Annotated in this window: 20 protein-coding genes and 1 tRNA gene; 14 read left to right on the forward strand and 7 right to left on the reverse strand. The window is 71.0% G+C overall.

The window, feature by feature from the left end:
- Positions 1–109 precede the first annotated feature (109 nt).
- The 4 genes from ACZ6ZQ_RS07790 (at position 110) to ACZ6ZQ_RS07805 (ending at position 4254) form a co-directional block, all read left to right on the forward strand.
- Positions 110–1075, forward strand: coding sequence for a glycosyltransferase family 2 protein (locus ACZ6ZQ_RS07790; RefSeq protein WP_469767684.1), 966 nt, complete (start codon positions 110–112; stop codon positions 1073–1075).
- Between the two features lie 9 nt (positions 1076–1084).
- Complete coding sequence (locus tag ACZ6ZQ_RS07795; RefSeq protein ID WP_469767955.1) at positions 1085–2419, forward strand: polysialyltransferase family glycosyltransferase; 1335 nt, start codon at positions 1085–1087, stop codon at positions 2417–2419.
- 142 nt (positions 2420–2561) lie between these two features.
- Complete coding sequence (gene arsM, locus ACZ6ZQ_RS07800) at positions 2562–3416, forward strand: arsenite methyltransferase (RefSeq protein ID WP_469767956.1); 855 nt, start codon at positions 2562–2564, stop codon at positions 3414–3416.
- 304 nt (positions 3417–3720) lie between these two features.
- On the forward strand, positions 3721–4254 hold the full coding sequence (locus ACZ6ZQ_RS07805; RefSeq protein ID WP_469767685.1) for a GNAT family N-acetyltransferase: 534 nt from the start codon (positions 3721–3723) through the stop codon (positions 4252–4254).
- Between the two features lie 961 nt (positions 4255–5215).
- On the opposite strand, the gene ACZ6ZQ_RS07810 is transcribed toward ACZ6ZQ_RS07805, so the two are convergent.
- Positions 5216–5288: transfer RNA gene (locus ACZ6ZQ_RS07810), tRNA-Arg, on the reverse strand.
- Between the two features lie 314 nt (positions 5289–5602).
- On the opposite strand from ACZ6ZQ_RS07810, the gene ACZ6ZQ_RS07815 reads away from it, so the two are divergent.
- The 5 genes from ACZ6ZQ_RS07815 to ACZ6ZQ_RS07835 all read left to right on the forward strand — a co-directional run bounded on the left by ACZ6ZQ_RS07815 (position 5603) and on the right by ACZ6ZQ_RS07835 (position 12280).
- The gene (locus ACZ6ZQ_RS07815) at positions 5603–7210 is read left to right on the forward strand and encodes a dynamin family protein (RefSeq protein WP_469767957.1); all 1608 of its coding nucleotides are present in this window, start codon (positions 5603–5605) and stop codon (positions 7208–7210) included.
- Positions 7211–7214: 4 nt separating this feature from the next.
- Positions 7215–9272, forward strand: a complete 2058-nt coding sequence (locus ACZ6ZQ_RS07820; RefSeq protein WP_469767686.1) for a YfjP family GTPase — start codon at positions 7215–7217, stop codon at positions 9270–9272.
- 199 nt (positions 9273–9471) lie between these two features.
- Positions 9472–10020, forward strand: a complete 549-nt coding sequence (locus tag ACZ6ZQ_RS07825; RefSeq protein WP_469767687.1) for a single-stranded DNA-binding protein — start codon at positions 9472–9474, stop codon at positions 10018–10020.
- Positions 10021–10232: 212 nt separating this feature from the next.
- Complete coding sequence (locus tag ACZ6ZQ_RS07830; protein ID WP_469767688.1) at positions 10233–11639, forward strand: Cys-Gln thioester bond-forming surface protein; 1407 nt, start codon at positions 10233–10235, stop codon at positions 11637–11639.
- A 20-nt stretch (positions 11640–11659) separates the two neighbouring features.
- Complete coding sequence (locus tag ACZ6ZQ_RS07835; RefSeq protein ID WP_469767689.1) at positions 11660–12280, forward strand: hypothetical protein; 621 nt, start codon at positions 11660–11662, stop codon at positions 12278–12280.
- Between the two features lie 97 nt (positions 12281–12377).
- Here ACZ6ZQ_RS07835 and ACZ6ZQ_RS07840 read toward each other — a convergent pair whose 3' ends face one another.
- Positions 12378–12572 (reverse strand): hypothetical protein, encoded by a 195-nt coding sequence (locus tag ACZ6ZQ_RS07840; protein WP_469767690.1) that lies wholly within the window; start codon positions 12570–12572, stop codon positions 12378–12380.
- Between the two features lie 63 nt (positions 12573–12635).
- Here ACZ6ZQ_RS07840 and ACZ6ZQ_RS07845 point away from each other — a divergent pair, with 63 nt between their 5' ends.
- The 4 genes from ACZ6ZQ_RS07845 to ACZ6ZQ_RS07860 all read left to right on the forward strand — a co-directional run bounded on the left by ACZ6ZQ_RS07845 (position 12636) and on the right by ACZ6ZQ_RS07860 (position 16018).
- On the forward strand, positions 12636–12959 hold the full coding sequence (locus ACZ6ZQ_RS07845; RefSeq protein ID WP_469767691.1) for an LppU/SCO3897 family protein: 324 nt from the start codon (positions 12636–12638) through the stop codon (positions 12957–12959).
- 268 nt (positions 12960–13227) lie between these two features.
- Positions 13228–14892, forward strand: a complete 1665-nt coding sequence (gene ettA / locus ACZ6ZQ_RS07850; RefSeq protein ID WP_469767692.1) for an energy-dependent translational throttle protein EttA — start codon at positions 13228–13230, stop codon at positions 14890–14892.
- A gap of 2 nt (positions 14893–14894) precedes the next feature.
- Positions 14895–15335 (forward strand): acyl-CoA thioesterase, encoded by a 441-nt coding sequence (locus ACZ6ZQ_RS07855; RefSeq protein WP_469767693.1) that lies wholly within the window; start codon positions 14895–14897, stop codon positions 15333–15335.
- A complete protein-coding gene (locus ACZ6ZQ_RS07860) occupies positions 15332–16018 on the forward strand; it encodes a DUF8010 domain-containing protein (protein ID WP_469767694.1) in 687 nt (228 codons plus the stop codon). Before ACZ6ZQ_RS07855 ends, ACZ6ZQ_RS07860 begins: the two co-directional genes overlap by 4 nt.
- 4 nt (positions 16019–16022) lie before the next feature.
- On the opposite strand, the gene ACZ6ZQ_RS07865 is transcribed toward ACZ6ZQ_RS07860, so the two are convergent.
- On the reverse strand, positions 16023–16427 hold the full coding sequence (locus ACZ6ZQ_RS07865; protein ID WP_469767695.1) for a globin: 405 nt from the start codon (positions 16425–16427) through the stop codon (positions 16023–16025).
- 137 nt (positions 16428–16564) lie between these two features.
- Between ACZ6ZQ_RS07865 and ACZ6ZQ_RS07870 the strand changes: the two genes are divergently transcribed.
- A complete protein-coding gene (locus ACZ6ZQ_RS07870; RefSeq protein ID WP_469767696.1) occupies positions 16565–17593 on the forward strand; it encodes a methyltransferase domain-containing protein in 1029 nt (342 codons plus the stop codon).
- An 89-nt stretch (positions 17594–17682) separates the two neighbouring features.
- On the opposite strand, the gene ACZ6ZQ_RS07875 is transcribed toward ACZ6ZQ_RS07870, so the two are convergent.
- The 4 genes from ACZ6ZQ_RS07875 to ACZ6ZQ_RS07890 all read right to left on the reverse strand — a co-directional run bounded on the left by ACZ6ZQ_RS07875 (position 17683) and on the right by ACZ6ZQ_RS07890 (position 24527).
- Positions 17683–18918, reverse strand: a complete 1236-nt coding sequence (locus ACZ6ZQ_RS07875; RefSeq protein WP_469767697.1) for an FHA domain-containing protein — start codon at positions 18916–18918, stop codon at positions 17683–17685.
- A gap of 80 nt (positions 18919–18998) precedes the next feature.
- On the reverse strand, positions 18999–20357 hold the full coding sequence (locus ACZ6ZQ_RS07880; RefSeq protein WP_469767698.1) for a vWA domain-containing protein: 1359 nt from the start codon (positions 20355–20357) through the stop codon (positions 18999–19001).
- 83 nt (positions 20358–20440) lie between these two features.
- On the reverse strand, positions 20441–21808 hold the full coding sequence (locus ACZ6ZQ_RS07885; RefSeq protein ID WP_469767958.1) for a protein phosphatase 2C domain-containing protein: 1368 nt from the start codon (positions 21806–21808) through the stop codon (positions 20441–20443).
- A 97-nt stretch (positions 21809–21905) separates the two neighbouring features.
- A complete protein-coding gene (locus ACZ6ZQ_RS07890; RefSeq protein WP_469767959.1) occupies positions 21906–24527 on the reverse strand; it encodes a serine/threonine-protein kinase in 2622 nt (873 codons plus the stop codon).
- Between the last annotated feature and the right edge of the window lie 141 nt (positions 24528–24668).

The following is a 24668-nucleotide window of genomic DNA, read 5'->3' on the forward strand; positions in this document are numbered from 1 at the left end:
CTTCGCAGGACGACAAGAATTCACCCGCAGTGCAAATCCGGCTCGTCCGGCGGGGTATCAGGCCGGATATTCTGCGGGAAAGACTGGTGTTCGAGCGTTTGGATTCCGTGTGCCGAAATTGTCCGTCATAGTGCCACTTCACAATGTCGGCATCTATGCTCCCGACACCATGCGCAGCCTCGCGAACAACGCGGACCCGGACTTCGAGTTCCTGCTGATCGACGACTGCTCGACGGACGCCACACCGGAAGTTCTCGACCACTGGCAGAGCCGGATTCCGGGCGCCAGGGTGATCCGCCACGAGACGAACCGGGGTGTGGCCAAGGCGCGTAACACCGGTCTGGACGCGGCGACCGGGGACTACGTCACCTTCCTGGACGGCGACGACTGGTACGCGCCCGGGCATCTGCGCGCCATGGTGGCGGGCATCGAGAGGCTGGGCTGCGACTTCGCCCGCACCGACCATGTGCAGGCGACCGGCAGGTCACGCCACATCCGCTACGCGCCGGCCAAGCTGCGCGACACGGTGATGAACCCCCGGGACGGAATCGCACCCTCGAGCATGGTGACGATGGTGGACTACCCGTTCGTCCCGTTCGGCATCTACAGCCGCCGCCTCTTCGAAAACGGCGAGTCGCGGTTCGAGACGAAACTGCGCACCGCGGAAGACCGGTTGTGGATCTGGCGCCTGCATCTGAAGGCAACGTCGTACGCGGCTCTCGGACTGCACGGGGTCTTCTACCGGCGCGGTGTCACCACGTCCCTCACGCAGATCACGGACAACCGTCAGCTGGACTTCATCCCGTCCTACGACATATTGCTCGAAGAAGTGGCCCAGGACGCCGAGGCCGAACGCTTTCTCCCGAAGGCGGTACGGACCTATTGCGCCATGATCGCTTTCCATATGAACAAGGCGGACCAGTACGAGCCGGCCGTTGCCAAGCGGCTCAAGCGCAATGTGACCGATGCGCTGCACCGTATGCCCCAGCAGGTGCTGGACCAGACCCTGGCGACGATGGACACCGCACGCAGCACGATGCTCCAGCGTCTGCGCGACACGAGAAGGGCCGCCTGAGCCATGGACATGCACCAGCGCACTCAGATCTTCCAGGTGTCGACGCTCTACGGGGCGGCCACGCTGGCGGCGGCACTCGATGCCGGGCAGTTCGGCGCGCGCGAGGACGTCCGGCGGATCCTGCTGGTTTCCAACAACGCCGAAATCCCGGAAACGGCTCTCCGGCTCGCCGAGATGACCGGCTACGACCGGATCGCCGCCCGGTTCGACGACGTGATCGACTGGAACGAGGCCATCCGTCCCAATCACCCGGGCTCCTGGGGTCCGCGTCCGGAGGAGACCCCGCTGTGGCAGCGGGCGTTCCGGACGGCATGGGGACTGGGCAGCGGACCGGTCGAGTTGATCGTCGAGTCCATCCAGGTCAACCCCGCCAAGGCGCTCGCGGGCATCTTCGCGCAGAGCCCCGTCCAGGTGTACGCCGACGGCCTCATGAGCTACGGGCCGACCCGCGGCGAGCTGCCGCAGCTGATCGCGTGCCGCATTCAGCGGCTCCTCCACCTCGACCTGGTCCCGGGGCTGCGTCCGCTGCTGCTGTCCGAGTTCGACGTTCAACCCGAGCTCGTACCGGACGGCGCCTTCCGTAAGGTGCTGGCGGAGATCGCCGAGTCGGCCGCCGGGGACCGGCAGGTGACGCAAGCGGTCGAGGCCGCCCCCACCGCTTTGCTGCTGGGCCAGTACCTCGCCGCGCTCGGCATCCTCTCGGCCGACGAGGAAGAGGACCTTCACGTCCGTATGCTGCGCGGTGCCGCGGCGGCCGGGCACCGGTCGGTCATCTTCAAGCCGCACCCGACCGCGCCCGCCCGCTACTCGCTCGCCCTGAACGAGGAGGCTGAGAAGGCCGGGGTGGAGCTGACCGTCCTGGACGGTCCGCTGCTCGCCGAGACCTTCTACGAGCGCTGCCGTCCGCAGCTCGTCGTCGGCTGCTTCTCCACCGCGATGTTCACCGCCTCCGTGTACTACGACATCCCGATCGCGCGGGTGGGCACCGGGATGGTCCTGGAGCGCCTCGCGCCGTACGAGAACAGCAACCGGATGCCGCTGACCATCGTGGACCACCTGGTACCGGACCTGGAGCTGGGCGCTGCCCCCGCCGTACCCGGCGCCGCACCGGACACCCTGGGTCCGCTGGTCCGGGCGGTGGGCTACTGCATGCAGCCGAAGCTCCACCGCGGCCTGCGCGACGAGACGGCCCGACTGCTGGCCGACCGTCGCGGCGATGACGGCGCCGGCTGCTTCCGGTACTTCCAGCCGGACCGCCTCACCGAACTCACCCTCCCCGGCGGAACCGCCCCACGCCCCACATCCCGGCTGCGCCGGAGCCTGATCCCGGCGGGGCGCGGCTGACCCTCTCCACCGAGGCGGGGTGAAGTTCGACCCGGTCTGATTCGATCGATCCCTATGTTGACAGATGTCGATTCAGGGGTGAGCCTTGTATTTATGGACATCGAATCAGGAGGGTGTCGTCATGAGTGAGCCTCCCGCCGTGATGGGTGAGTCTCCCGAAGACCTGCGTGAGGCCGTACGTGCCGGCTACGCCGCGGCTGCGCTCGAAGTCGGCAGGGGTGGAGTGGCTTGTTGCGGCCCCGGCGCTGTCGAGGTCGGTGAGGACTTCGGTTCCGGGCTGTACGGAGCCGATGAGCGGGACTCGCTTCCCGCGGATGCGGTCGCGGCCTCCCTCGGCTGCGGCAATCCGGTCGCCGTCGCCGAACTGCGCGAAGGAGAGCGGGTCTTGGACCTGGGCTCGGGCGGTGGGATCGACGTGCTGCTGTCCGCCCGGCGGGTCGGGCCGACGGGCAGGGCGTACGGACTGGACATGACCGAGGAGATGCTCGCCCTCGCCCGGGCCAACGCGAGGAAGGCCGGGGCGGTCAACGTCGAGTTCCTCAAGGGGACGATCGAGTCCGTACCGCTGCCCGCGGGCACCGTCGACGTGGTGATCTCCAACTGCGTGATCAACCTGTCCGTCGACAAGCCCGCCGTTTTCGCCGAGATGTTCCGGGTCCTGGTGCCCGGCGGGCGTATCGGCATCTCGGACGTCGTGGCCGAGGGCCGGCTCACGCCCGCTGAGCGAGCCGAGCGAGGCAGTTACGTGGGGTGCGTCGCCGGTGCGCTGTCGATGGCCGACTACCGGCAGGGGCTGGAGGCCGCCGGGTTCACGGGCGTCGAGGTCACGCCGACGCGTCAGGTCGCCGACGGCATGCACTCCGCCATCGTCCGTGCGGTGAAGCCGGCCGTGGATGCGGACGTGGGCACGGGCGCGGGAAACGGGCGCGGCTGCGCCCGAGCCGCTTGCGGCGGGCGGGACGGCGTCTTGCTTGCCGCAGAAGTGAACCATGGGTGAATCCGGCGCGCCGCACACCGCACCGCAGCCCGCCCCTGGCGCGAGCCCCTGGCCGCCCGGGCGGCCGCCGAACTGGTCGGCACCGCTGCCCTCGTCGCGGTCGTGGTCGGCTCCGGCATCCAGGCCACCGAGCTGACCCGGGACGTCGGCCTCCAGCTCCTCGCCAACTCGATCGCCACGGTCTTCGGTCTCGGTGTCCTGATCGCCCTGCTAGGCCCCGTCTCCGGCCGGCGCTCCCCGATGGCGCTCCCCGGTGGCAGCCGTCGATTACCGTCGCGGGGCTGTGTTCGACAGGATGGGTGCCATGCCCGAGATCCGCACGCCCCGCCTCATCCTCCGCCGCTGGACCGATGACGACCTTGTCCCCATGGCCGAGATCAACGCGGATCCCGCGGTCATGCGCTGGGTCGACGACGGCTCGGTCCGTGACCTGGAGCAGACGGCCGAGGACATCGAGCGGTGGGAGGAGGAGTGGGACGAGGAGGGCTTCGGCCTCTTCGCCGTCGAGCTCATCGCCTCCGGTGAGCTGATCGGCTTCGCGGGCCTGTCCGTGCCGGAGTACCTGCCGGAGGTGCTGCCCGCCGTGGAGATCGGCTGGCGCCTCGGCAGGCCGTTCTGGGGCCAGGGTTATGCCTCCGAAGCGGCTCACGCCGCCCTGGAGTTCGCACTTCAGGACCGTGGCCTGGACAGGGTCATCAGCATCGCCCGGATCGGCAACGACGCCTCGGAGAACGTCATGCGCAAGCTCGGCATGGCGCCGGAGCGCGAGACGACGCATCCGGTCCACGGCGTCCCGCTGCGCGTCCACGCCATCGACCTCACCGAATTCCAGGGCTGACCCGATTCCAGGATGACCCGCTGACCACCCGGGACCTGGGGCACCCTGCCGTGGTCGTCGTCGTCCGGAGAACGGCCGGCATCCGCTTGGGGCGCCGGCCGTCGCGTACCGGTTCACGGCCCCTTCGAGCGGGTCGTCGTATGCCGGCTTCGAGTTGCGAGCTCCCGTGCCTGGCCGGCCTCCTGAGGCGATCAGCAGAGCACGGCTGGAGCTTGGTGCAGTTGGAAAGGCAACCGTGTCTCAGTCGGACGAACTGAAAGCCGCAGCAGAGCGCGAGCTGAACGTCGCATTAAGAGCGCTCTTCACGCACAGGACCCACCTCACGCCCGTTGCGGACACGAAATTGCAGAGGCTCGCAGCAGGAATGACCGACGCATTCGAAGCCCTTTGGTACAAGCAGGAGCAAATCCTCATGGAGGGGGTGCCGGCATCGGAAGAAGACCTCTGCTCGGCACAGTCCCGGGAGGCGAGAAGCTTGAGGAGGCCATGGCCGGCTTCGTTGCCGAAGCCGGCGCTGCGCTGGCCTCCCTCTGGCAGTTCTACGGCTGAGGTCGCCGTGGCGGCTTTGGGGGAGCTGTCGTGGGGCGAGAGTCATGGCCCTTGCGATCGGGCTGGCTCCTGCCTGCCGTCAACGTGGCCACAGCCCGTGCCCGGAGCGGCGGGCACCCGCGTACCGGTGCCGCTCGCCGTGACTCAGGTCAGCCTCGGGGTGGCGCCCATCGAGGCCGGCGACGCAGCCCTGCCGACCTGGGCAGAGGAGTTGGCGGGCTCGAAACCTCACCGCGTATTCTCCGCAGCCGCCCGTAGAAACACGGTGACAGCCGGACAGTGCCGGACCGCATCCAGCCCACCCTGGAAGTGGTCCCGCGCTTACGCGTCCGCTACGCCTTCCCCGCTAGATTGCCTCTGACCAGCAAAAAGGCCCTCCCAGGAGGAGGGCCGATCGGTCGCGCGCTGTGTGCGCCCCCGGCAGGACTCGAACCTGCGGCCAAGCGCTTAGAAGGCGCCTGCTCTATCCACTGAGCTACGGGGGCCGGATGTGGCCTCGGTGGCCTGGAGCCCCTGGTGGGTCGTCCGTGACCTTGCCGGGACAAGGATAGGGCTCCGATCGCCTTGACCCGGTTGCTTCACCTGCGTGGCACGATGTGGAGGTTCGGTGAAGCGAACCGATAATCGCAGGCAGGTGCGATTCTCGCAGCGCTTTTTTCGTCTCACGGCTCGGGTGTTGTGCACTCGTTATGCCTGCGCCCCACTCGTCCCGTCTGTTCCGTGTGAATGATCGGCACGCAGGGGCGTCTATACGCTTCAAAAAGGCGCCAAAATTGGGCATTCTTCGCATGTGGTGACCATGGAAGTACGGCCTCAGCTGATCGACGCACTCTCCGCCCTGCGCGACCGGGTCGCTGCCGTGCGCCTTCCACTCCCCCTTCCAGGCGCTCCGAGGGCGCGGCAGACGAGAGCCGAGCTGCTCGCGCAGCTCGACGACTATCTGGTGCCCCGGTTGAAGGACCCCGAAGCACCGCTGCTCGTGGTGGTCGGCGGGTCCACCGGGGCCGGGAAGTCCACGCTGGTCAACTCCCTTGTGGGACGGCGGGTGACGGAGGCCGGGGTGCTGCGGCCCACGACGCGTACGCCCGTGCTCGTATGCCACCCGGACGATCACCACTGGTTCGCGGACCTGCGCGTGCTGCCGCATTTCACCCGCGTCTCGTTGCCGCAGCAGGAGGAGACCGCGAGGCCGGGCCTCGCCGGGCGAGGGCCGGCCAAGGACAGTGCGCTGCGGATCGAGAAGGCCGCCTCCCTGCCGCCCGGACTCGCCCTGCTCGACGCGCCCGACATCGACTCGCTCGTCGTCGAGAACCGGATCATGGCCGCCGAGCTGATCTGCGCCGCGGACGTGTGGGTCCTGGTGACCACCGGCTCCCGGTACGCGGACGCCGTCCCCTGGCACCTGCTGCGTACGGCGAAGGAGTACGACGCCATGCTCGTCACCGTGCTCGACCGGGTGCCGCACCAGGTGATCGCGGAGGTGTCCCGGCAGTACGCGGCACTGCTGACCAAGGCCGGGCTCGGGGACGTGCCGCGGTTCACGATCCCGGAGCTGCCCGAGTCCGCCGGCGCCGGCCGTGGCCTGCTGCCGGACAGCGCCGTCGCGGCGCTCCGCGACTGGCTGGCCCACCGGGCGCTGGACCCCGCCGCGCGGCAACAGACCGTCGTCCGTACCGCCGCCGGTGTCATCGACTCGCTGAACGCCCGTATGCCGGAGCTGGCGGGCGCCGTCGCCGCGCAGCACGCCGCCGCCGTACGCCTCGCCGGCGCCGTCGAGGCGGTGTACGCGCAGGAGGCGCAGCGGGTGCGGGGGCAGTTGAAGCGCGGCGCGGTGCTCACCGGGGACGCGCGCACCCGCTGGCGCGGCTATCCGCGCGACAGCTCGGCCGTCGAGCTCCTCGACGCGCTCGCCGACAGCCTCATCTCACTGCTGCAGTGCGCCGTGGCCGCCGCCGACGAGCGGCTCCTGGAGGCATGGCGGCGCGAACCGGCCGCGAAGGGCGTCGAAGCGCAGTACGCGCGGCTCGACCGGGAGGCGTCCGAGCACATCGGGATGGCTGTACGGCGCTGGCGGCGCGTCCTGGAGGAACTCGCCGAGGAAGAGGTGCGCGGACTGGAACAACGTTCCTCCGCATCCGACCCCGAGACCGTCGCCGCACTGCTCGCCACCGCCCTGCTCGGCGGGCGGCGGGCCCGGATCGCGGGGGAGCGGCTCGCCGAGCGGATCGGGGCACAGGGCGCACTGCGGTTGTGCGACAAGGGCGGTGAGCTGGTGACGTCGTACGTCGAACGCGTACTGAACGAGGAGCGCGACCGGCGGCTCGCACCGCTCGACGCTCTTGAACTGTGCCCGGAACCGCAGGCCGAGCTGATCGCCGCGCTGTCCGTACTGCAGAAGGAGAGGTGACCGGGTGACTGCTGTCACTGGGGAGACCGAGGGCCGGCCGGAGACCGGTCCGGGGGAGGCACGCGAGGAGCGGGGTGAGGGGGCTCTCGGGGAGGGCGGGGGGAACGCCCGGGGGACCGGCGAGGCGGCCGCGGGGACGGAGAGCGGAGCCGCCGACGGACGGGCGTCCGCTGAGGCTCGTACCTCCGGCGAGGAGTCCGCGGCCGGGTCCTCAGCTGGGTCCGCGGCTCAGTCCGCCGTCGAGGCCGGGGGCGAGTCCGCGGCACAGCGTTCGGTCGCGTCCGTAGCGGCCTCCGCCTCCGCGCCCTTGGCCGCGTCCAGGGGCGAGGACCGGGGCCGCGAAGGAGGCGGCGAGGGCGCCGGTGCGACCGCCGACGGCCACTGGGACGACGGCCTCATCGCCCGCCGCGCCTTGGACCCCTCGGCCCTCGACGCGGACGACGCCTCGCTCGTCGACGCCCATCCGCACGTCCCCATCGGAGGCCCCTACGCCGCCCCGCTGCGCACCCGCCTCGACGCGCTGCGCGAGCTCATCGGCCTGTCCCGTACCCGCCTCGACGGGAGGACGCTCGCCGAGGCGGGCCGGGTGCTCGACGAGGCGGCGGCACGTCAGCAGCTGTCGCACCGGCACACCGTCGTCGCCATCGCGGGCGCCACCGGCAGTGGCAAGTCGACGCTGTTCAACGCCCTGGCCGGCGTACCGATTTCGGAGACCGGGCTGCGCCGTCCCACCACCTCCGCGCCGATCTCCCTCAGCTGGTCCGAGGGGGCCGCCGGGCTGCTCGACCGACTGGCCATCCCGCCGCGGCTGCGCCGCAGGCCCCTCGCGGGCGGCAGCGGTGACGAAGCGCTGCAGGGCCTCGTCCTGGTGGATCTGCCCGACCACGACTCGGCGATGACCGTGCACCGGGACCAGGTGGACCGGGTCCTGGCGCTCGTCGATGCGGTCGTCTGGGTCGTCGATCCCGAGAAGTACGCGGACGCCGCCCTCCACGAGCGCTATCTGCGCCCGCTCGCCGGGCACTCCGAAGTCACCTTCGTCGTCCTCAACCAGATCGACCGGCTGCCCGGCGAAGCCGCCGACCAGGTGCTCGTCGATCTGCGCCGGCTCCTCGACGAGGACGGCATGGCTCTCGGCGAGCACGGCGAGCCCGGCGCAACCGTCCTCGCGCTGTCGGCGCTGACCGGGGAGGGCGTGGGCGAGCTGCGCGAACTGCTCGGGCGGTTCGTTCAGGACAAGACGGCCGCCGCCCGGCGCATCTCCGCCGACGTCGACGCGGCCGCCACACGTCTGCGCTCCGTGTACGTCGCCGACGGCAGGTCCGGGCTCGGCGAGCGGGCCCGCGAGGACTTCTCGGCCCGGCTGGCGGGCGCGGTCGGGGCGACCGCGGTCGGCGAGGAGGCCGAACGCCAGTGGCGCAGGAACGCGGGCCGCGCCTGCGGAACGCCGTGGCTGCGGCTGTGGCGCTGGTACGAGCGCGTCCGGTTGCCCGGTGTCGGGGTGCTCCAGCCTCCGGAGCCGGTGGAGGAGGAGCTCACGGCACGGCAGCGGGTCGAGCAGGCGGTACGTGCGGTCGCGGACGACGCGGCTCACGGGCTGCCCACACCCTGGGCGCAGGCTGTGCGCGAGGCGGCGGTGCGGGGGGCGGAGGGGCTGTCCGAGGCGCTCGACGAACTCGCCGTCAAACTGGGTACGCCGAGCAGCCGTCCACCGCGGCCCGCGTGGTGGCCGGTGGCCGTGCTGGCGCAGGCCGCCATGACGCTGCTGCAGATCTACGGGGGGCTGTGGCTGGTCGGCCAGATCATCGGGGTGCTGGAGCCCGGGCTGGTACCGCCGGCGCTGATGATGCTCGGCGGGATCATCGGTGGCCCGCTGGTGGAGTGGGGGTGCGCGACCGCCGCGAAGGGGCCCGCCAGGCGGTACGGGCAGGACGCGGAACGGCGCCTGCGGGAGGCGGCCGCGGGCTGCGGGCGGGCGATGGTGCTCGATCCGATGGCGGCGGAGCTGCTGCGCTACCGCGAAGTGCGGGAACAGTACGCGACGGTGTCCCTCAGACGCTGACGCCGAGACGTCCGGACACGGGCCATGCATCCCTCCTGGACGCCTCCGGGAGCGCCCCGTCACCCGCGAGGGTGGCGGGGTTTTCCACATGCGCACGCGCTTCCACAGGCGGCGACGGAAATCGGCCCGCAGGCTCAGCATGAGATCAGTCAGAGCAACGGCCGGAGTGGGGAAAGCGGGAAGCGGGAGGGGATCCGTCATGAACGAGACCTTGGTGACGCTGGTGGGCAATGTCGCGACCGCCGTGGAGTACCGGGAATCGGCGACCGGGGGATGGGCGCGGTTCCGGTTCGCCGTGACCTCCCGCCGCTGGGACCGGCAGCGGGAGTTGTGGGCGGACGGGCCCACCAGCTTCTACACGGTGTGGGCGTGGCGGACGCTGGGCTTGAATCTCGCGGCGTCGGTCGCCGTCGGTGAACCACTCGTGGTACACGGCCGCTTGAGGGTGCGGCAGGAGGAGCGGGAAGGACAGCGCAGGACGTCCGTCGACATCGACGCGATGGCCGTCGGGCACGACATGACCCGTGGCACGTCCGCGTTCCGGCGAGTGACGAGGGGAGAGGTACACCTGACGGACCGTGCGCCGGATGGGCCCGGCGTGCCCGGCGTGCCGGGCGTGGCTGACGCGGCCCAAGCGTCCGGGCGAGCTGCGCCGAGCGACCCGGCGACCGGCTCGCCCGACCCGCCGGGCCCGGACGACCGCGCCCCCGCAGCCCCCGCGGACGTGGTCCCCGCTGCCGTCCCCTGACCTGCGGTTGTGGAGATTTGTCGATACTGAACGGGGGACGCGTGAGCCGCGATAACAATTCTGATTCGGAATGGTTATCTGACGGCATGACGGGGGATCGGCTCGCACCGCGTCTCTAGGATTCCCCAGTACTCACGGGGCACTTGAGTTTGCAGGCGAGGCACTCCCCCCACGCATCCCACGCGAAACCGCCTCGCCCGGAGGGGAATTCTGTGTTTTCTGCGTTCTCTGTACGTGGGCGTGGAGCCGCCCGGCTTGCCGTGGCGGCTCTGGCGTCGGGCTTGTTCGCGTCGGGCGCCATAGCCACCGCGGGGCCGGCAGTCGCCGACGAGACCCCCCAGCACCAGGGCGGCGCGTCCGCCACCCTCGACGGCCTGACCACCTTCGACCGCGCCGTGCTGCGTGACGGTGGCCAGGAGCACGAACTGCCTGCCGGTCTCTTCGAGATGACCGTCGACGGCGGCGGCAAGCTCAAGACGTACTGCATCGACATCCACAACCCCACCCAGGAGCAGGCCAAGTACCTGGAGACCCCCTGGGACCAGACCTCGCTCGGCGCCAACAAGGACGCAGGCAGGATCCGCTGGATTCTGCAGCACTCCTACCCCCAGGTCGACGACCTCATGGGGCTCGCCGAGCGGGCCGGGACCGGGCCGCTCAGCGAGCGGACCGCCGCGGCCGGCACCCAGGTGGCGATCTGGCGCTACTCGGACGGCGCCGAGGTCGAGGCGCTCGACCCGGCGGCCGAGAAGCTCGCCGACTGGCTGGAGAAGAAGGCACAGAACGTCGAGGAACCCCGTGCCTCGCTGAGCCTGGAACCGAACGCCGTCTCCGGGAAGGCCGGTGGCCGGCTGGGGCCGGTCACGGTCCGTACCGACGCCGACCGTGTGACGGTGACCCCGCCCGCCGACTCCGCCGCCAGCGGGGTCAAGGTGACGGACCAGGCGGGCAAGCCCGTCACGACCGCGGTCAACGGCAGCCGGCTGTACTTCGACGTACCCTCCGGTACTCCCGACGGTTCGGCCGTGCTCGGCGTGCAGGCGACCACCTCCGTGCCGGTCGGCCGGGCGTTCGCCGGGGTGACCAAGAGCCAGACCCAGATCCTCGCCGGGTCCAGCCAGTCCACGGTCTCCGCGACCGCGTCCGCCACCTGGGCCAAGACCGGCCCGATCCCGGCACTCTCCGCGGAGAAGAACTGCGCCGAGGGCGGCATCGACATCACCGCCACCAACGAGGGCGACGAGACGTTCACCTTCGAACTGATGGGCTTCAAGCACTCCATAGCCGCTGGTGAGTCCCGGACCGTCACCGTCCCGGTCCCCGAGGACCAGGCGTACGACTTCACGATCACCGGGCCCGGCGGGTTCTCGAAGAACTTCAAGGGTGTGCTGGACTGCAAGACCACCGGCAGCGCGGGACCGGTCATCGAGCAGCCGTCCTCGCAGCCCAGCCCGGCCTCGGCCGGCGGCACCTCGGCAGGCATCGATGAGAACCTCGCCGCGACCGGTGCCTCCAACGCCACCCCGGTGATCGCGGGCATCGCGATCGCTCTCGTCCTGGTCGGCGGCGCCGCCGTCCTCTTCGTACGCAAGAAGAAGGCACCCTCCACCGAAGAGTGAGCGACGAACGGTGAGCGCTGGTGACAGTGCGCAGCCGACGGCCCCGGGACCACCCTGTCGGTAGCGGGGCCGTCGGCGTCGCCGCGATCCGGCTCTGGGCGCAACCGCCGATGCAGCCCTGGCAGCAGCAGCCGCAGATGCAGCTCGGCCAGCCGTACCCCGCGCACCCCGCGCCCTTCGGGCAGCAGCCGAGGCGCGGTCACCCCGTCGGCGCCTTCTTCCTCGGGTTCCTCGCCTCGGTCGTCGTCTCGGTGATCTACAGCGGCATCACGGTGGCCACCTACAAGGAACAGTCGGCCGATACGGCGCAGACCCTCTACGTGCTCCACGGGCTCCTCAACGGAGCGGCGGTGGGCGCGTTGATCGGCATGGTGGGCCGCCGCAGCACCGGCGCCCAGATCGGCGGGGCCATCATCGCCCCGCTCGGTGTCTTCTTCGGCTACACCAACGCCATTCCGCTCGTCATCGCCGACAGTCAAGGGGTCCCCGCCATCGGGGACATGATGGAGGCCGACCCCTTCATTCCGGCCAAGGCCGGGTGGGGCAGCCAGAGCGACACCGAGTGGCTCTCCCTGCTCGGTCTCGCAGTCGCCGCCGTAGCGGCCTGGGGCCTCGCCTACGTCATCGGGAAGCGTCGCTGAGGAGTTGGGCGCTCGCTGCCGCAACGCTCCCGCGTTTCGGCGGTGGTGGTCGGTTGCTATAGCGTGCTCACGTCAATAGACGCCACATCGCACGCGCTCACGGGGGACTCACATGACCTTTCCGCCGCAGCAAGGCCCTGGCTCGTACGGTCAGCCTGGCCCGTACGCACAGCAGCCGCCGCAGGGATACCCGCCCCAGCCGGGGTACGGGTACCCGCAGCAGCAGCCGTACCCGCCCCAGCAGCAGCCGTACCCGCCCCAGCAGCACATGCAGATGCAGCCGCCGCCTCAACAGCAGCAGTGGACCGCACCGCCTCAGCCGGCGCCGCCGTCCCGGAGCGGGGGCATAGGCATCATGAAGATCCTTAAGGGCATCGGCGTCGTGGTCGCCCTCATCGTCATCGTGGTGGGCTACTTCCTGAGCCAGGACGATGCCGACCACGCGGAGGCCGGAGACTGCCTCAAGAACAGCGGGTCCACGGTGTCTCCTGACCTGGAGGTGGTGGACTGTGGTGGCGCCGAGGCCACGTACAAGGTGGTCGAGGTGATCCCCGACACGCTGGACACCACCAAGTGCGAGGGCAAGTCGGACGTCGGCTACCTCGAGCAGACCCGCGGTGGGCGGCGCAGTTCGGGCAAGCAGTTCGTGCTCTGCCTCGACGAGCTCAAGAAGAAGTAGCCGAGACGCGAACGCCCCGGGCCAGAGCTGCCCGGGGCTTCTCTGTTCGGTCGGGCCCTAGGGTGTGCGTTCGTCGTCCCCGTCCGGCCGCTGCCGCACTCGCGCGCTCAGAGGTGACCGGCGGCGACCGACAGTGACGGGTCGGCTACCAGGGCGATCCGGGAAGTCGCAGGTCAGCGGGGCCCCGAGATACTGGTTTCCGCCTGGGGGTGGCGGTCAGGCAAGATGGGGTGTATCTGCCCACTCACTGATTGCCGGACGGTTTCTCTTGGCTGAGTACATCTACACCATGCGCAAGACGCGCAAGGCGCACGGCGACAAGGTGATCCTTGACGACGTCACGCTGAGCTTCCTGCCTGGTGCGAAGATCGGTGTGGTCGGCCCGAACGGTGCCGGTAAGTCCACTGTGCTGAAGATCATGGCTGGTCTGGAGCAGCCCTCCAACGGCGATGCCTTCCTCTCGCCCGGCTACACCGTCGGCATGCTCCTCCAGGAGCCGCCGCTCGACGAGTCCAAGACCGTCCTGCAGAACGTCCAGGACGGCGCGGCCGAGATCATGGGCAAGCTCCACCGCTTCAACGAGGTCGCCGAGCTGATGGCGACCGACTACTCCGACGCGCTGATGGAGGAGATGGGCAAGCTCCAGGAGGACCTCGACCACGCCAATGCGTGGGACCTGGACACGCAGCTCGAGCAGGCCATGGACGCGCTGGGCTGCCCGCCCGGTGACTGGCCGGTCACCAACCTCTCCGGTGGTGAGCGGCGCCGCGTAGCGCTCTGCAAACTGCTGCTGGAGGCGCCCGACCTGCTCCTCCTCGACGAGCCCACCAACCACCTGGACGCCGAGTCGGTGCAGTGGCTGGAGCAGCACCTCGCCAAGTACCCCGGCACCGTCGTCGCCGTCACCCACGACCGGTACTTCCTCGACAACGTGGCCCAGTGGATCCTGGAGCTCGACCGGGGCCGCGCCCACCCGTACGAGGGCAACTACTCCACGTACCTGGAGAACAAGGCCTCGCGTCTGAAGGTCGAGGGCCAGAAGGACGCCAAGCGCCAGAAGCGGCTCAAGGAAGAGCTGGAGTGGGTCCGCTCCAACGCCAAGGGGCGCCAGGCCAAGTCCAAGGCCCGTCTGGCCCGCTACGAGGAGATGGCGGCCGAGGCCGACAAGATGCGGAAGCTGGACTTCGAGGAGATCCAGATCCCGCCGGGCCCGCGTCTGGGCAGCGTCGTCGTCGAGGTCGAGAACCTCAACAAGGCCTTCGGCGAGAAGGTCCTCATCGACGATCTCTCCTTCACGCTGCCGCGCAACGGCATCGTCGGAATCATCGGCCCGAACGGCGCCGGCAAGACCACGCTGTTCAAGATGCTCCAGGGCATCGAGGAGCCCGACTCCGGCAAGATCAAGGTCGGCGAGACCGTCAGGATCTCGTACGTCGACCAGAGCCGCGAGAACATCGACCCGAAGAAGACGCTGTGGGCCGTCGTCTCCGACGAGCTGGACTACATCAACGTCGGCCAGGTCGAGATGCCGTCGCGCGCCTATGTGTCGGCGTTCGGCTTCAAGGGGCCGGACCAGCAGAAGCCCGCCGGGGTCCTCTCCGGCGGTGAGCGCAACCGCCTCAACCTGGCGCTCACCCTCAAGCAGGGCGGCAACCTGCTGCTCCTCGACGAGCCGACGAACGACCTCGACGTCGAGACGCTGTCTTCCCTGGAGAACGCGCTGCTCGAGTTCCCCGGCTGCGCCGTGGTCGTCTCCCACGACCGCTGGTTCCTGGACCGGGTCGCCACGCACATCCTGGCGTACGAGGGCAACTCCAAGTGGTTCTGGTTCGAGGGCAACTTCGAGTCGTACGAGAAGAACAAGGTGGAGCGGCTCGGCCCGGACGCGGCCCGTCCGCACCGTGCCACCTACAAGAAGCTCACCCGGGGCTGATCTTGGCACGCCACATCTACCGCTGCCCGCTGCGCTGGTCGGACATGGATGCCTTCGGGCATGTCAACAATGTGGTCTTCCTCCGCTATCTGGAAGAGGCCCGCATCGACTTCATGTTCCGGCTGGCGCCGGGGGACGGTTCTCCGTCGTTCTCCGGAGGGTCCGTCGTGGCCCGCCACGAGATCGACTACGTACGTCCGCTGGTGCACCGGCACGAGCCGGTGATCGTCGAGTCATGGGTGACGAAGATCGGCGCGGCGTCGCTGACGATCGCGTACGAGGTGAAGGACGCCGAGGGCCCGGCCCAGGTGTATGTCCGGGCCTCGACCGTCGTCGTGCCCTATGACCTGGCGGAGGCGCGTCCGCGCCGCATCAGCGCGGAGGAGAAGTCCTTCCTCAGGGAGTACCTGGACGAGGGTGTGAAGGACGCGCTCGCGGCATGACAGCGCCTGTGCAGACCCTGCGGTTCGCCGACGCGAGGGAGGCGGCGGATCTCGCCGCCTTCCTCGGCCGGCTGATCCACTACGACCGGGCCGCCGCGGTCCGGTTGCAGGCGGGCGGCGGCGCGCTCGCCGTGTTCGGCCGGCCGCCGTCGTTCGAGGTCCTCGCGATCCGTACGGCCAGGCTCGCGGAGCCCGCCGAGCTGGATGCCACCGTCTCCGCGGGAGAGCTGCTGGAATCCGTCGAGGGCTCGGCACTGGCCGTGCCCGCTGCCGTCACCGGACCGCCGTGGGCGGGCATGCTGCCCCCTCGCGGCGGCTGGCGGGAGCTGCCGGGACTGCCCGGCGTCGGGCAGATGCGGGGTGCGGTGGCCGCCGCGGTCGCCGAATTCCGTTCCCGGGACGAGGCGTTGCCCGAGGAGCGGCGCACGCGCGCCGAGCGCGACCGGATCGGCCGCGAGATCTGGTCCCGTACGCTGGGCGACACGGACCTGCCGCTGCGGGCCGTGCACGCCGCCCAGTCCCTGGGCTTCTTGCGCCCGATGCCACAGGACGCCCCCGGCGCGGCACTGTTCGCCGCGGGCGGCTGGCTCCGGCTGCGTACGCCCTTCGGTTCGATCGCCGTACGCAAGGCCGGGCTCGGCGGGCTGACCGTCACGCCCGCGCACCCCGTTACCCACGCCTGAGCGGTCAGCCCGCAGTGTTCACCATCGAGGCGGCCGCGTAAGTGAGGTAGTTCCAGAGCTGCCGCTCGTGCTCCTGCGAGAGCCCGAGCTCGTCGACCGCGGCCCTCATGTGCTTCAGCCACGCATCGTGCGCGGCCTTGTCGACGGTGAACGGCGCATGCCGCATCCGCAGCCGGGGATGGCCGCGATGGTCGCTGTACGTGCGGGGACCGCCCCAGTACTGCATCAGGAAGAGCGCGAGCCGCTCCTCGGCCGGGCCCAGATCCTCCTCGGGGTACATCGGACGCAGCAGCGGGTCCTCGGCGACGCCCTCGTAGAAACGCCGCACCAGACGGCGGAAGGTGTCCTCGCCGCCGACCTGCTCGTAGAAGGTCTGCTCCTGAAGTGTGCCCCGTGGAATCTCGTTCACCGGTACATGGTCTCAGACGGACCGGCCGAGGACCTGTCCGGTGGATCTTGCTGGGCTCCAGCCTGATCCACCGGACAGGCCCAGGACTCTTCCCGGAAGTGCTCGCCTCCCGCGCGGGCACGCAGGAAAGTGGGTATATGGGTGCACACCGAGACGCGCAAGCGGCTCATGAGCCGCCTGACGCGCACGATCCGCATGCCGCTGCCGCCGCCGAGGTGCGGCGGGCGCTGGTGCGGCGGATCGCCGCGACCGGCGCGCTCGACGACCCGGCCTGGCGGGCGGCCTTCGAGGAAGTGCCCCGGCATCTGTTCGTGCCGTACTACTACGTGTCCACCTTCGCCGGGTATGAGCGGCTGTGGTCCGGCGACTCCGCCCCCGACCGGCGCGAGCGCTGGCTGCGAGGCGCGTACGCCGACGGGCCGCTCGCCACGCGGGTGCGCGACGGCGAACTCGTCACGTCCAGCAGCCAGCCGTCCCTCATGGCCCGGATGCTGGACGTGCTGGAGATACAGGACGGGCACAGCGTTCTGGAGATCGGTGCCGGCACCGGCTACAACGCGGCCCTGCTGTGCCACCGGCTCGGGGACTCGCTCGTGACGACCGTCGATCTCGACCCGGAGATCACCGAGTCCGCGCGGAGCCATCTCGCGGCGGCCGGGTATCACCCCACTGTGATCACCGGCGACGGGGCGCGCGGCTGCCCGGGGCAGGCGCCCTTCGACCGGATCATCGCGACCTGCACCTTGTCGTCCGTACCGCCGGCCTGGCCGGCGCAGTGCCGCCCGGGTGCCCTGATCCTCGCCCCGCTCGCGACCGGGCTGATCCTGCTGCGGGTGCGTGACGCGGACCACGCGGAGGGGCATTTCCTGCACACCGCCGCGTACTTCGTCCCGCTGCGCGGCGGAGCGCCCGTACGCGCACACATCCCGCATCTCGGCGGGCTGCCGCGCCGGGTGGTCGAGAGCGAACTGTTCCGGTTCCTGCTCACCCTGACCGAGGGCAGCCTCGATCCGCACGAAGCGCTCTCGCTCTGGCAGCGCGAGCAGCGGCCGGAGCGGGAGCGCTTCGGTGTCACGGTCAGCGGGGGCCGTCAGTGGGCATGGCTGGACGACGCCGAAGGGCCGTACGCCTGGCCCCTGGACGCTCCCCGCCCCGCCGACTGGTGAGGGGAGCCCTGCCGGGCCACCCTCACCGGATCAGCTTCGGATCGGCTCCGGATCGGCTCCGGAATCAGCTCCGGACCGGTCCCGCCGCATCAGCCCCGGCGGATGGTGATCGTCGTCCAGGCCCCCACGTGGACCCGGTCGCCGTCCTGCAGCGGGACGGGAACATAGGGCTGGATCGGGTCCTCGGCGCCGTTGACCGTCGTGCCGTTCGTGGAGTTCTGGTCGACCACGGCCCAGGTGCCGTCGGGCTGCTGGACCAGGACCGCGTGCTGGTGCGAGACGCCCGGATCCTCCGGCGGGACCGACAGATCGATGTCGGGGGACTCGCCGGTGGAGTGCCGGCGGCGGCCGATGGTGATCTGATTGCCGGAGAGCGGAAGCTGCTGCTCCGGGGAGTACGCGGGCAGATTCAGTCCGGTCGCCTCGGGACCGCTGCGCTGCATCATCGCCATGAAGTACTCACGGTCGGGCGCGATGAGCGCCGTCCATCCCGCAGGAGTCTGCTGCTGCGGCATGTGCTGCTGCGGCGCCGGTGGCTGTGGTGCCTGTTGCTGCGAAGGCGGCGGCAGCATCCAGTCGTCCCCGCCGCCCTGCGACTGCGGGGGCTGAGGCTGCTGCGGCGGAGCCGGGACGGCCTGCGGGAATCCGGGCTGGACCGGCGGCGCGGGCGGACCGGGCTGCTGGAACGCCTGCGGCGGCGCGGGCGGACCGGGCTGGGTGAACTCGGGCTGTCCCGGCTGGTACGCGAGGTCCGGCGGCGCGGGCGGACCCGGCTGCGGGAACCCGGGAGGAGCCGGAGGCCCCGGCTGCGGGGGCCGCGGGCCCGACGGTTCGCCGGTCAGGGGCTCGGCGGGCCGGTTCATCTGTGAGGGCCGCGAGCCCTGGTACTCGTACGGGTCCGGGGGGCGCGGCGGCTGCTGCTGGGCCTGGAAGCCGGGCGGCAGATTCAGACCGGGCACCTGACCGCCAGGACCACCGGGACCACCGGGACCGCCGGGACCACCCGGACCCGGCCGGCCGGGCGGGGCCACGGGCGTGTACGACGTCGCCGTGTTCGTGAGGAAGTTCCAGCGGCACTCCTCGCAGAACGGCGCCATCGCCTCGCGCGGCGTACGGCACTGCGGGCACAGCTCCGCCTGGGCCGTGGCGTCGGGGCCACCGGGGCCCGGGTATCCGTACCCCGGCATGGGCGGTGAGGGAGCCGGCGGTGGGGGAGGAGGAGGCGGGATCGCGCCCGCCGGAGCCCCCGCCCCAGCCATGCGATGGCCGCAGACCTCGCACCAGTCGTCGGAACCCGACTGGTGTCCGTTCGGGCAGGTCGGCATGTCGGCGCTTCCCCCTCTCCTTCGTCCGGCCGATGAGCCGGACACGTATTACTTGTTGGTGCTTCTCGTCACTTATTGACTTACTTCTTGACGCGAACTGTCTTGGTGGAGCGCGTTTCGAGGGTCATCTCGTCCGCCTCCGCGACCTTCGCCTTCAGTCGCACAGTACCCGTCGCCGCGTCGACGACGTCCACCACCTTCGCAAGCAGTTTCGCAGTGTCATCGTTCCCCGAAGCCGCCGCCAGCTGCACCGCGCGGCCGAGTTTCGCGGTCGCCCCGTCGAAGTCTCCCGACTTGCGCGCATCCAGCCCCTGTTGGATGACTTGCGCCAGTTCGGCCTGTCCTGTGTAGTGCGCGACCTGCGGGTTGATCGACGTGGAGGCCACCATGTCGTCCGTCCACACCGCCCGGACCAGACCCTGCGACAGGGTCTGCGGGGCACCGCCCGCCGGGTCGGGAAGGATCAGCGAGACCCGGGCCGCCAGCATCTCCCGCCCGATGCCCGCGTGCGGCACCTGTACGCAGACGTGATAGTCGCGGGATTCGTCGCCCCACGAGCCGGTCGGGTAGTCCCCGGCGCGTGGGCCCGCCTCCGTGCGCCGGCCGGTCAGCTCCTCGACCGTCGGCGCCACCTGCTTCACGAACTTGATCTCCGCGCCGACGGGCGTCCACAGCCGCAGTGCCACATCCGCGACCTCCTTGCCCATCGCGTTCTCCATCATCTGCGTGAAGTCCGCGGCGAGGGCGGCCGGATCGGCGACGATGTCGGCGGTGCCCAGCAGCGCCGAGGCGATGCCGGTGACCTCCTTGACCTCCCAGTCGGTGCCCACACCGCGGGCGTCACAGGTGAACCGGCCCGCGCACGCGTCCAGGGCGGCCCGTAGGTCCTCCGGCGACTCGTGCTCGTTGCGGCCGTCGGTGAGCAGAATGCCGTGCCGAATGGCGACATCGGCCGAGTTCAGCAGCCGGTCCGCCAGTCGCAGCCAGGTGCCGATCGCGGTGCCGCCGCCCGCGCTCAGTCTGCGCAGTGACTCCTTGGCCTGCGCCCGGGTCGACGCATCGGCGGTGGCGAGCCGGCCGCCGCCCGGGTAGACCTCCGCCGCCACATGCGTACCCGCGACCACCGCGAAGGCCGTGCCGTCGCGCAGAGTGTCGATGGCCGCGGCGGTGGCATCGCGCGCGTTGCGCATCTTCGTCGGCGGATAGTCCATCGAGCCCGAACAGTCGACCATGATCACCACGGCGGCGTCCGTCCGCTGCCCCGGTACTGACGAAGGGGAGGCGGAGGTCACGGACAGCGGGACGCCACGGCTCGTGCCGCCGCCGGTGGAGGTGACCGTGACGATCGCGTTCACTTCGCGCCCGCCCTCGGGCAGGAACTCGTTCTGATACACCTCGACGGAGAACTGCGGCACGGTCGACTTCGAGAAGTTCGCCATCTGATCTGGCTCCTTGAGGCTCCACGTAACAGACAGAAATGACAAAGGGGGCGTTCGACGGGCGAAGAGGGCTCAAGCCTTGTTCAGGCCGATCCTGCCCCTTGCCGCGGTACGGCGAACGGGAGCACGGCCACCGTTACGTTGTCGTGGCCACCGCCGTCCAGCGCGTGTCCGACCAGCACCTGCGCCCCGTGCAGCGGGCGGGCCGCCGCATCGGGCGGCAGGACCTGTGCCATCTCCTGCGCGGCCTCCGCGTAGTTCCACAGGCCGTCCGTGCAGACCACGACCACACCGGGGCGGTCCGGCTTGAACGACGCGGTGTGCGGCTCCAGCTCGTACGCGTCGGCGCCGAGCCAGCCGGTGATGGCGTGGGCGCGCTCGTCCGCGTAGGCCTCGGCCTCGCTCATCAGACCCGCCGCCACCATCTGCGCCGCCCATGAGTCGTCCTCGGTGAGCCGGGCGGGCGGGCCGCTGCGGTCGTCGGGCACCCAGTACGCCCGGCTGTCCCCGACCCAGCCCACCACCAGCAGACCCGCGGCCACGACCGCGCCCACGAGCGTGCACGCCGGCGAATTCTGATGGCGGTGCGGATCGTGCTCCATGGCCTGACCCGGCTCGGCCGCCAGCGAGTTGACCGCGGAGGCGGCCGCGAGGATCGCCTCGTGCATCGCCTGCTGCGGATGCGTGCCGCGCGGCAGCGACTCCAGCAGCGACTCGTTGGCCGAACTCGCGGCGGCGGCGGAGGCGTCGTCGGGGCGGGTCGCCGACGACACCCCGTCGCAGACGATCGCGATGACGGCCGGGGAACCGTCGGGCAGTGCCGTCGACGACACCGCGAACGAGTCCTCGTTGCGGTGATGGCGCAGACCCCGGTCGCTCACCGCGGCGACCGCGCCCAGCTCCTGCTCCATGTGGTCGCGCTCGCGAGGCTGCGCATGGCCGCAGTTCTCGCAGTAGCCGTCGGTGTCGACATGGCCCGCGCGGCAGGCCACACAGAGCTTGGTGCCGGCCGGGGGCGTGGACGTGTGCTCCGCGGCGGGGACGGCGGGTGCGGCGGCGCGAGGGTCGGGCGCGGCCAGCTCGAAGTCGCCGGAGCCGGCGGTGGTCGCGCCTGCGGCTCCCGGCGCGGCGGCCGGGCCGTCCGCAGCACGGGCGTCGATGCGGACCGCGGGCTCGGGCAGTTGGCGGCCGCCCTGGTCCGTGCCCGGCAGCTCACCGGGCCGGTGCACCGGCCCGGGCACGCCGGAGCCGGACTCGGAGCCGGAGCCGGCGTCGGCCGTCCCGGCGGCACGGGAACGGCCGGCGGGAGAGCCGATCGCGATCGTGGGGTGGTCCTGCGGCGGCTCGGGTACGACCGAGAGGTCGTACCCGCACGCGCCGCAGAACAGGTCACCGGACTCCAGCGGCTCCTCGCAGCCGGGACACGTCGACCAAGCAGCCTGCTGGGGCATCTGTGGCGTCACTTTCTTTCACCTCGCCTTGACGTGCTGGGCGCGCCTCGGTCCTTCGTCCGGGGGGCCGGGGGTCGGCCCCCGGGACAGCACAGCATCACACCCACGTCCGGGGGCGGAATCGGTTGGCCCGCTCCACCAGTTCGATGCGCTCCTCGCCGTGCCGGGCGAGCCGGGCGAGCACCCGGAACGAACGCTCAAGACCGAAGCGCAGGCCGCGCTCGTCCAGTTCACTGCCGAGCAGGCCCGTGCTCGCCGGTCGTGCTCCGGGACTGCCGGAGAGCACCCAGTCCAGTGCCGTACCCAGGACTTCCGTGGACAGCCGCTCGCGGCGCACGGCGTCCAGGCCGAGCCCGTCCAACGCGGTGACCTGGTCGGCGGCGGCCGTCAGATCGTCGATCAGCGGTTCGTTCGCCGCGCGGTGGCGCAGCCGGGCACGGACCGCCGCGACGCGTGCGGCCGTGTAGTGGATCGAGGCCTCGGGCACGGATTCCAGCGTACGGACGGCTCCGACGCGGTCGCCGGCGGCGAGTTGTACCCGGGCCAGGCCGAACGCGGCGCTCACATAGCTGGGATCCGTCGCCCACACCAGGCGGTAGTACTCCGCGGCGTTGTCCAACTGGCCCAGCACCTCGGCGCAGACGCCGAGCGCGAGCTTGGGCGCGGCCTCGCCGGGGAAGGCGTCGTAGATCGCGTCGAAGGACAGTGCGGCCGTCTCGTCGTCGCCGGTCGCGAGCGCGGCGATGCCGCGGTACCAGACGACCCGCCAGTCGTCGGCGTGCCGGGACTCCAGATCGGCCAGCGAGGTCGTCGCGGACATGAGTTCGCCCATTTCCAGCCGCGCGCGCAGTTCGCGCAGGCGCAGCTCCACGGAGCTCGCGGGGGCGCTGTGCAGCGCGGCGATCAGCTCCGCGGGCGCGGCGGCCAGCAGGCCCGCGAGGAAGCCCGCGTTCGGATCGTTCGGGTCGACCCGGGGTACGGGCAGCGCGAGCGCGGTCGCCCGCGCGTCGAGCCCGGCGAGACGCGGCTCCCCGCCGACCGGCCGCTGCGCCGCCGGCACCTCGGTGCGGGGCGCGGGGAGTACGGCCTGCGTCTGCGCGTACGCGAACCCGTGGCTTCCGGCGCCCGGGGTGCCCGACGCACCGGCCCCGCCGTGGGGATACGCGCCTGGTCCGGCGGTGAGTTGCCCACCACCGGGCGTACCGGGCGTGCCGGGTGCCGGGGCCGCCGCGGCGCCGCGGCGGCGGAAGCCCCGCGCCGGGGCCGTCCGCGCCCCCAGTGCCGAGACCTCACCCTGCAGTTCCGCGAACAGCTCCGTGTCCGTGACCCGCAGCTCCGTCCCGAACAGCGTGGACAGAGACGGGCGGGGGCGGCCCGTCTGAAGAGCCACGACCTCCCGGAGCACGCCGGTGAGCTGGTCTGCCATTTCCTGTGCCGAGGCGAAGCGGCGCGCCGGGTCCGGATCGGTCGCGCGGACCAGGAGCCGGTAGAACGACTCGTACGTCCGGAACACCTCGATGTGGTCCGGGTCCGGCAGGGAGTCCACGAACACGTTCGTGTACCCCTGGAAGTCGAACGTGAGCACCGCCAGCGTGCGCGCCACCGTGTAGAGGTCCGAGGCGACCGACGGGCCCACCTCCGCGACCTCCGGAGCCTGGTAGCCGACGGTGCCGTAGATCGCCGACTCGTCGTCGTCCATCCTGCGCACCGCGCCCATGTCGATGAGCTTGAGCTGGTCCTCGGTCTGGATCGCGTTGTCGACCTTGAAGTCGCAGTACAGCAGGTTGCGGCTGTGCAGATGCCCGAGCGCCTCCAGCGCCTCGATCCCGTACGCGCAGGCCTGCTCGACCGGCAGCGGGTCCCGCTTCCCGTCGGAGGCGCGCCGCCCGTTGGCGATCTCCTTGAGGGACTTGCCGCCGACGTACTCCATGACGATGTAGCCGTCCATGGAGCCGGTCCGCTGATCGAGGTGCTCGACGAAGTTGTAGATGCGGACGATGTTGGAGTGCTCGATCTCCGCGAGGAAGCGGCGCTCCGAGATCGCCGCGGCCATGGCGTCCTGGTCGCCGGTGTCCAGGAGGCCCTTGAGGACCACCCATCGGTCGGACACGGCCCGGTCGATCGCGAGATAGATCCAGCCGAGGCCGCCGTGAGCCAGACAGCCGATCACTTCGTACTGCCCGTGCACGATGTCGCCCGCACGCAGCTTCGGCACGAACGAGTACGGGTGGCCGCACTTCGTGCAGAAACCCTCCGTGCGGCCCGGGCGGCCGCCGCGTGCACGCCCGACCGGAGCCCCGCAGTCGCTGCGGCTGCAGAAACGCTTCCGCTCCGGGACCTCCGGGTTCTCCATGACTGCCGAACGCGGATCGGGACGCGGCACGTCCGGCACCGCGACCAGGCCCGCGCCGAGCCGGTTGCGCCCGGACCCGGACGCTGCCGAGCCCGAGCTGCGCACCGACACCGAGCGGCCCGAGCTGCGGCCCGACAGCGAACGGGACAGCCGGCCCGAGACGGACCGCCGCGACGTCGAGGAGCGCGAAGAGCGCGAGGAACGGGACGACGACCGGGACGAAGACCGCGAACCGCCGCGGCCCGAACCGCTGTTGCCGCTCTTCCCACCACCCGCGATCCCGGTCGGCGGCGACGACAGCGAACCGTTCACCGACACGACCGGGGCCAGACCGCAGGTGTCGCAGTACAGCTCGCCGCCGCCCATGTCCTCGTACGAGCCCTCACAGCCGGGACGCTGACAGGCGGCCACGACCCCGCCCGCGCCACCGGTGGCAGGTGAGGACGGTGCGCTGCCGTGCTCGGCCTCGGGCGCGAGACCGCAGGTGTCGCAGTACAGCTCGCCGCC

This window comes from Streptomyces sp. NPDC053673, from assembly GCF_055585225.1.

Excerpts from the sequence above, each read along its gene's own strand:
- ACZ6ZQ_RS07795 (WP_469767955.1), top strand. The coding sequence starts at position 1,085 with ATGCACCAGCGCACTCAGATCTTCCAGGTGTCGACGCTCTACGGGGCG.
- arsM (WP_469767956.1), top strand. The coding sequence starts at position 2,562 with ATGGGTGAGTCTCCCGAAGACCTGCGTGAGGCCGTACGTGCCGGCTAC.
- ACZ6ZQ_RS07805 (WP_469767685.1), top strand. The coding sequence starts at position 3,721 with ATGCCCGAGATCCGCACGCCCCGCCTCATCCTCCGCCGCTGGACCGAT.
- ACZ6ZQ_RS07815 (WP_469767957.1), top strand. The coding sequence starts at position 5,603 with ATGGAAGTACGGCCTCAGCTGATCGACGCACTCTCCGCCCTGCGCGAC.
- ACZ6ZQ_RS07825 (WP_469767687.1), top strand. The coding sequence starts at position 9,472 with ATGAACGAGACCTTGGTGACGCTGGTGGGCAATGTCGCGACCGCCGTG.
- ACZ6ZQ_RS07845 (WP_469767691.1), top strand. The coding sequence starts at position 12,636 with ATGAAGATCCTTAAGGGCATCGGCGTCGTGGTCGCCCTCATCGTCATC.
- ACZ6ZQ_RS07860 (WP_469767694.1), top strand. The coding sequence starts at position 15,332 with ATGACAGCGCCTGTGCAGACCCTGCGGTTCGCCGACGCGAGGGAGGCG.
- ACZ6ZQ_RS07870 (WP_469767696.1), top strand. The coding sequence starts at position 16,565 with ATGGGTGCACACCGAGACGCGCAAGCGGCTCATGAGCCGCCTGACGCG.
- ACZ6ZQ_RS07875 (WP_469767697.1), bottom strand. The coding sequence starts at position 18,918 with ATGCCGACCTGCCCGAACGGACACCAGTCGGGTTCCGACGACTGGTGC.
- ACZ6ZQ_RS07880 (WP_469767698.1), bottom strand. The coding sequence starts at position 20,357 with ATGGCGAACTTCTCGAAGTCGACCGTGCCGCAGTTCTCCGTCGAGGTG.
- ACZ6ZQ_RS07885 (WP_469767958.1), bottom strand. The coding sequence starts at position 21,808 with ATGCCCCAGCAGGCTGCTTGGTCGACGTGTCCCGGCTGCGAGGAGCCG.
- ACZ6ZQ_RS07890 (WP_469767959.1), bottom strand. The coding sequence starts at position 24,527 with ATGGGCGGCGGCGAGCTGTACTGCGACACCTGCGGTCTGGCCCCGGTC.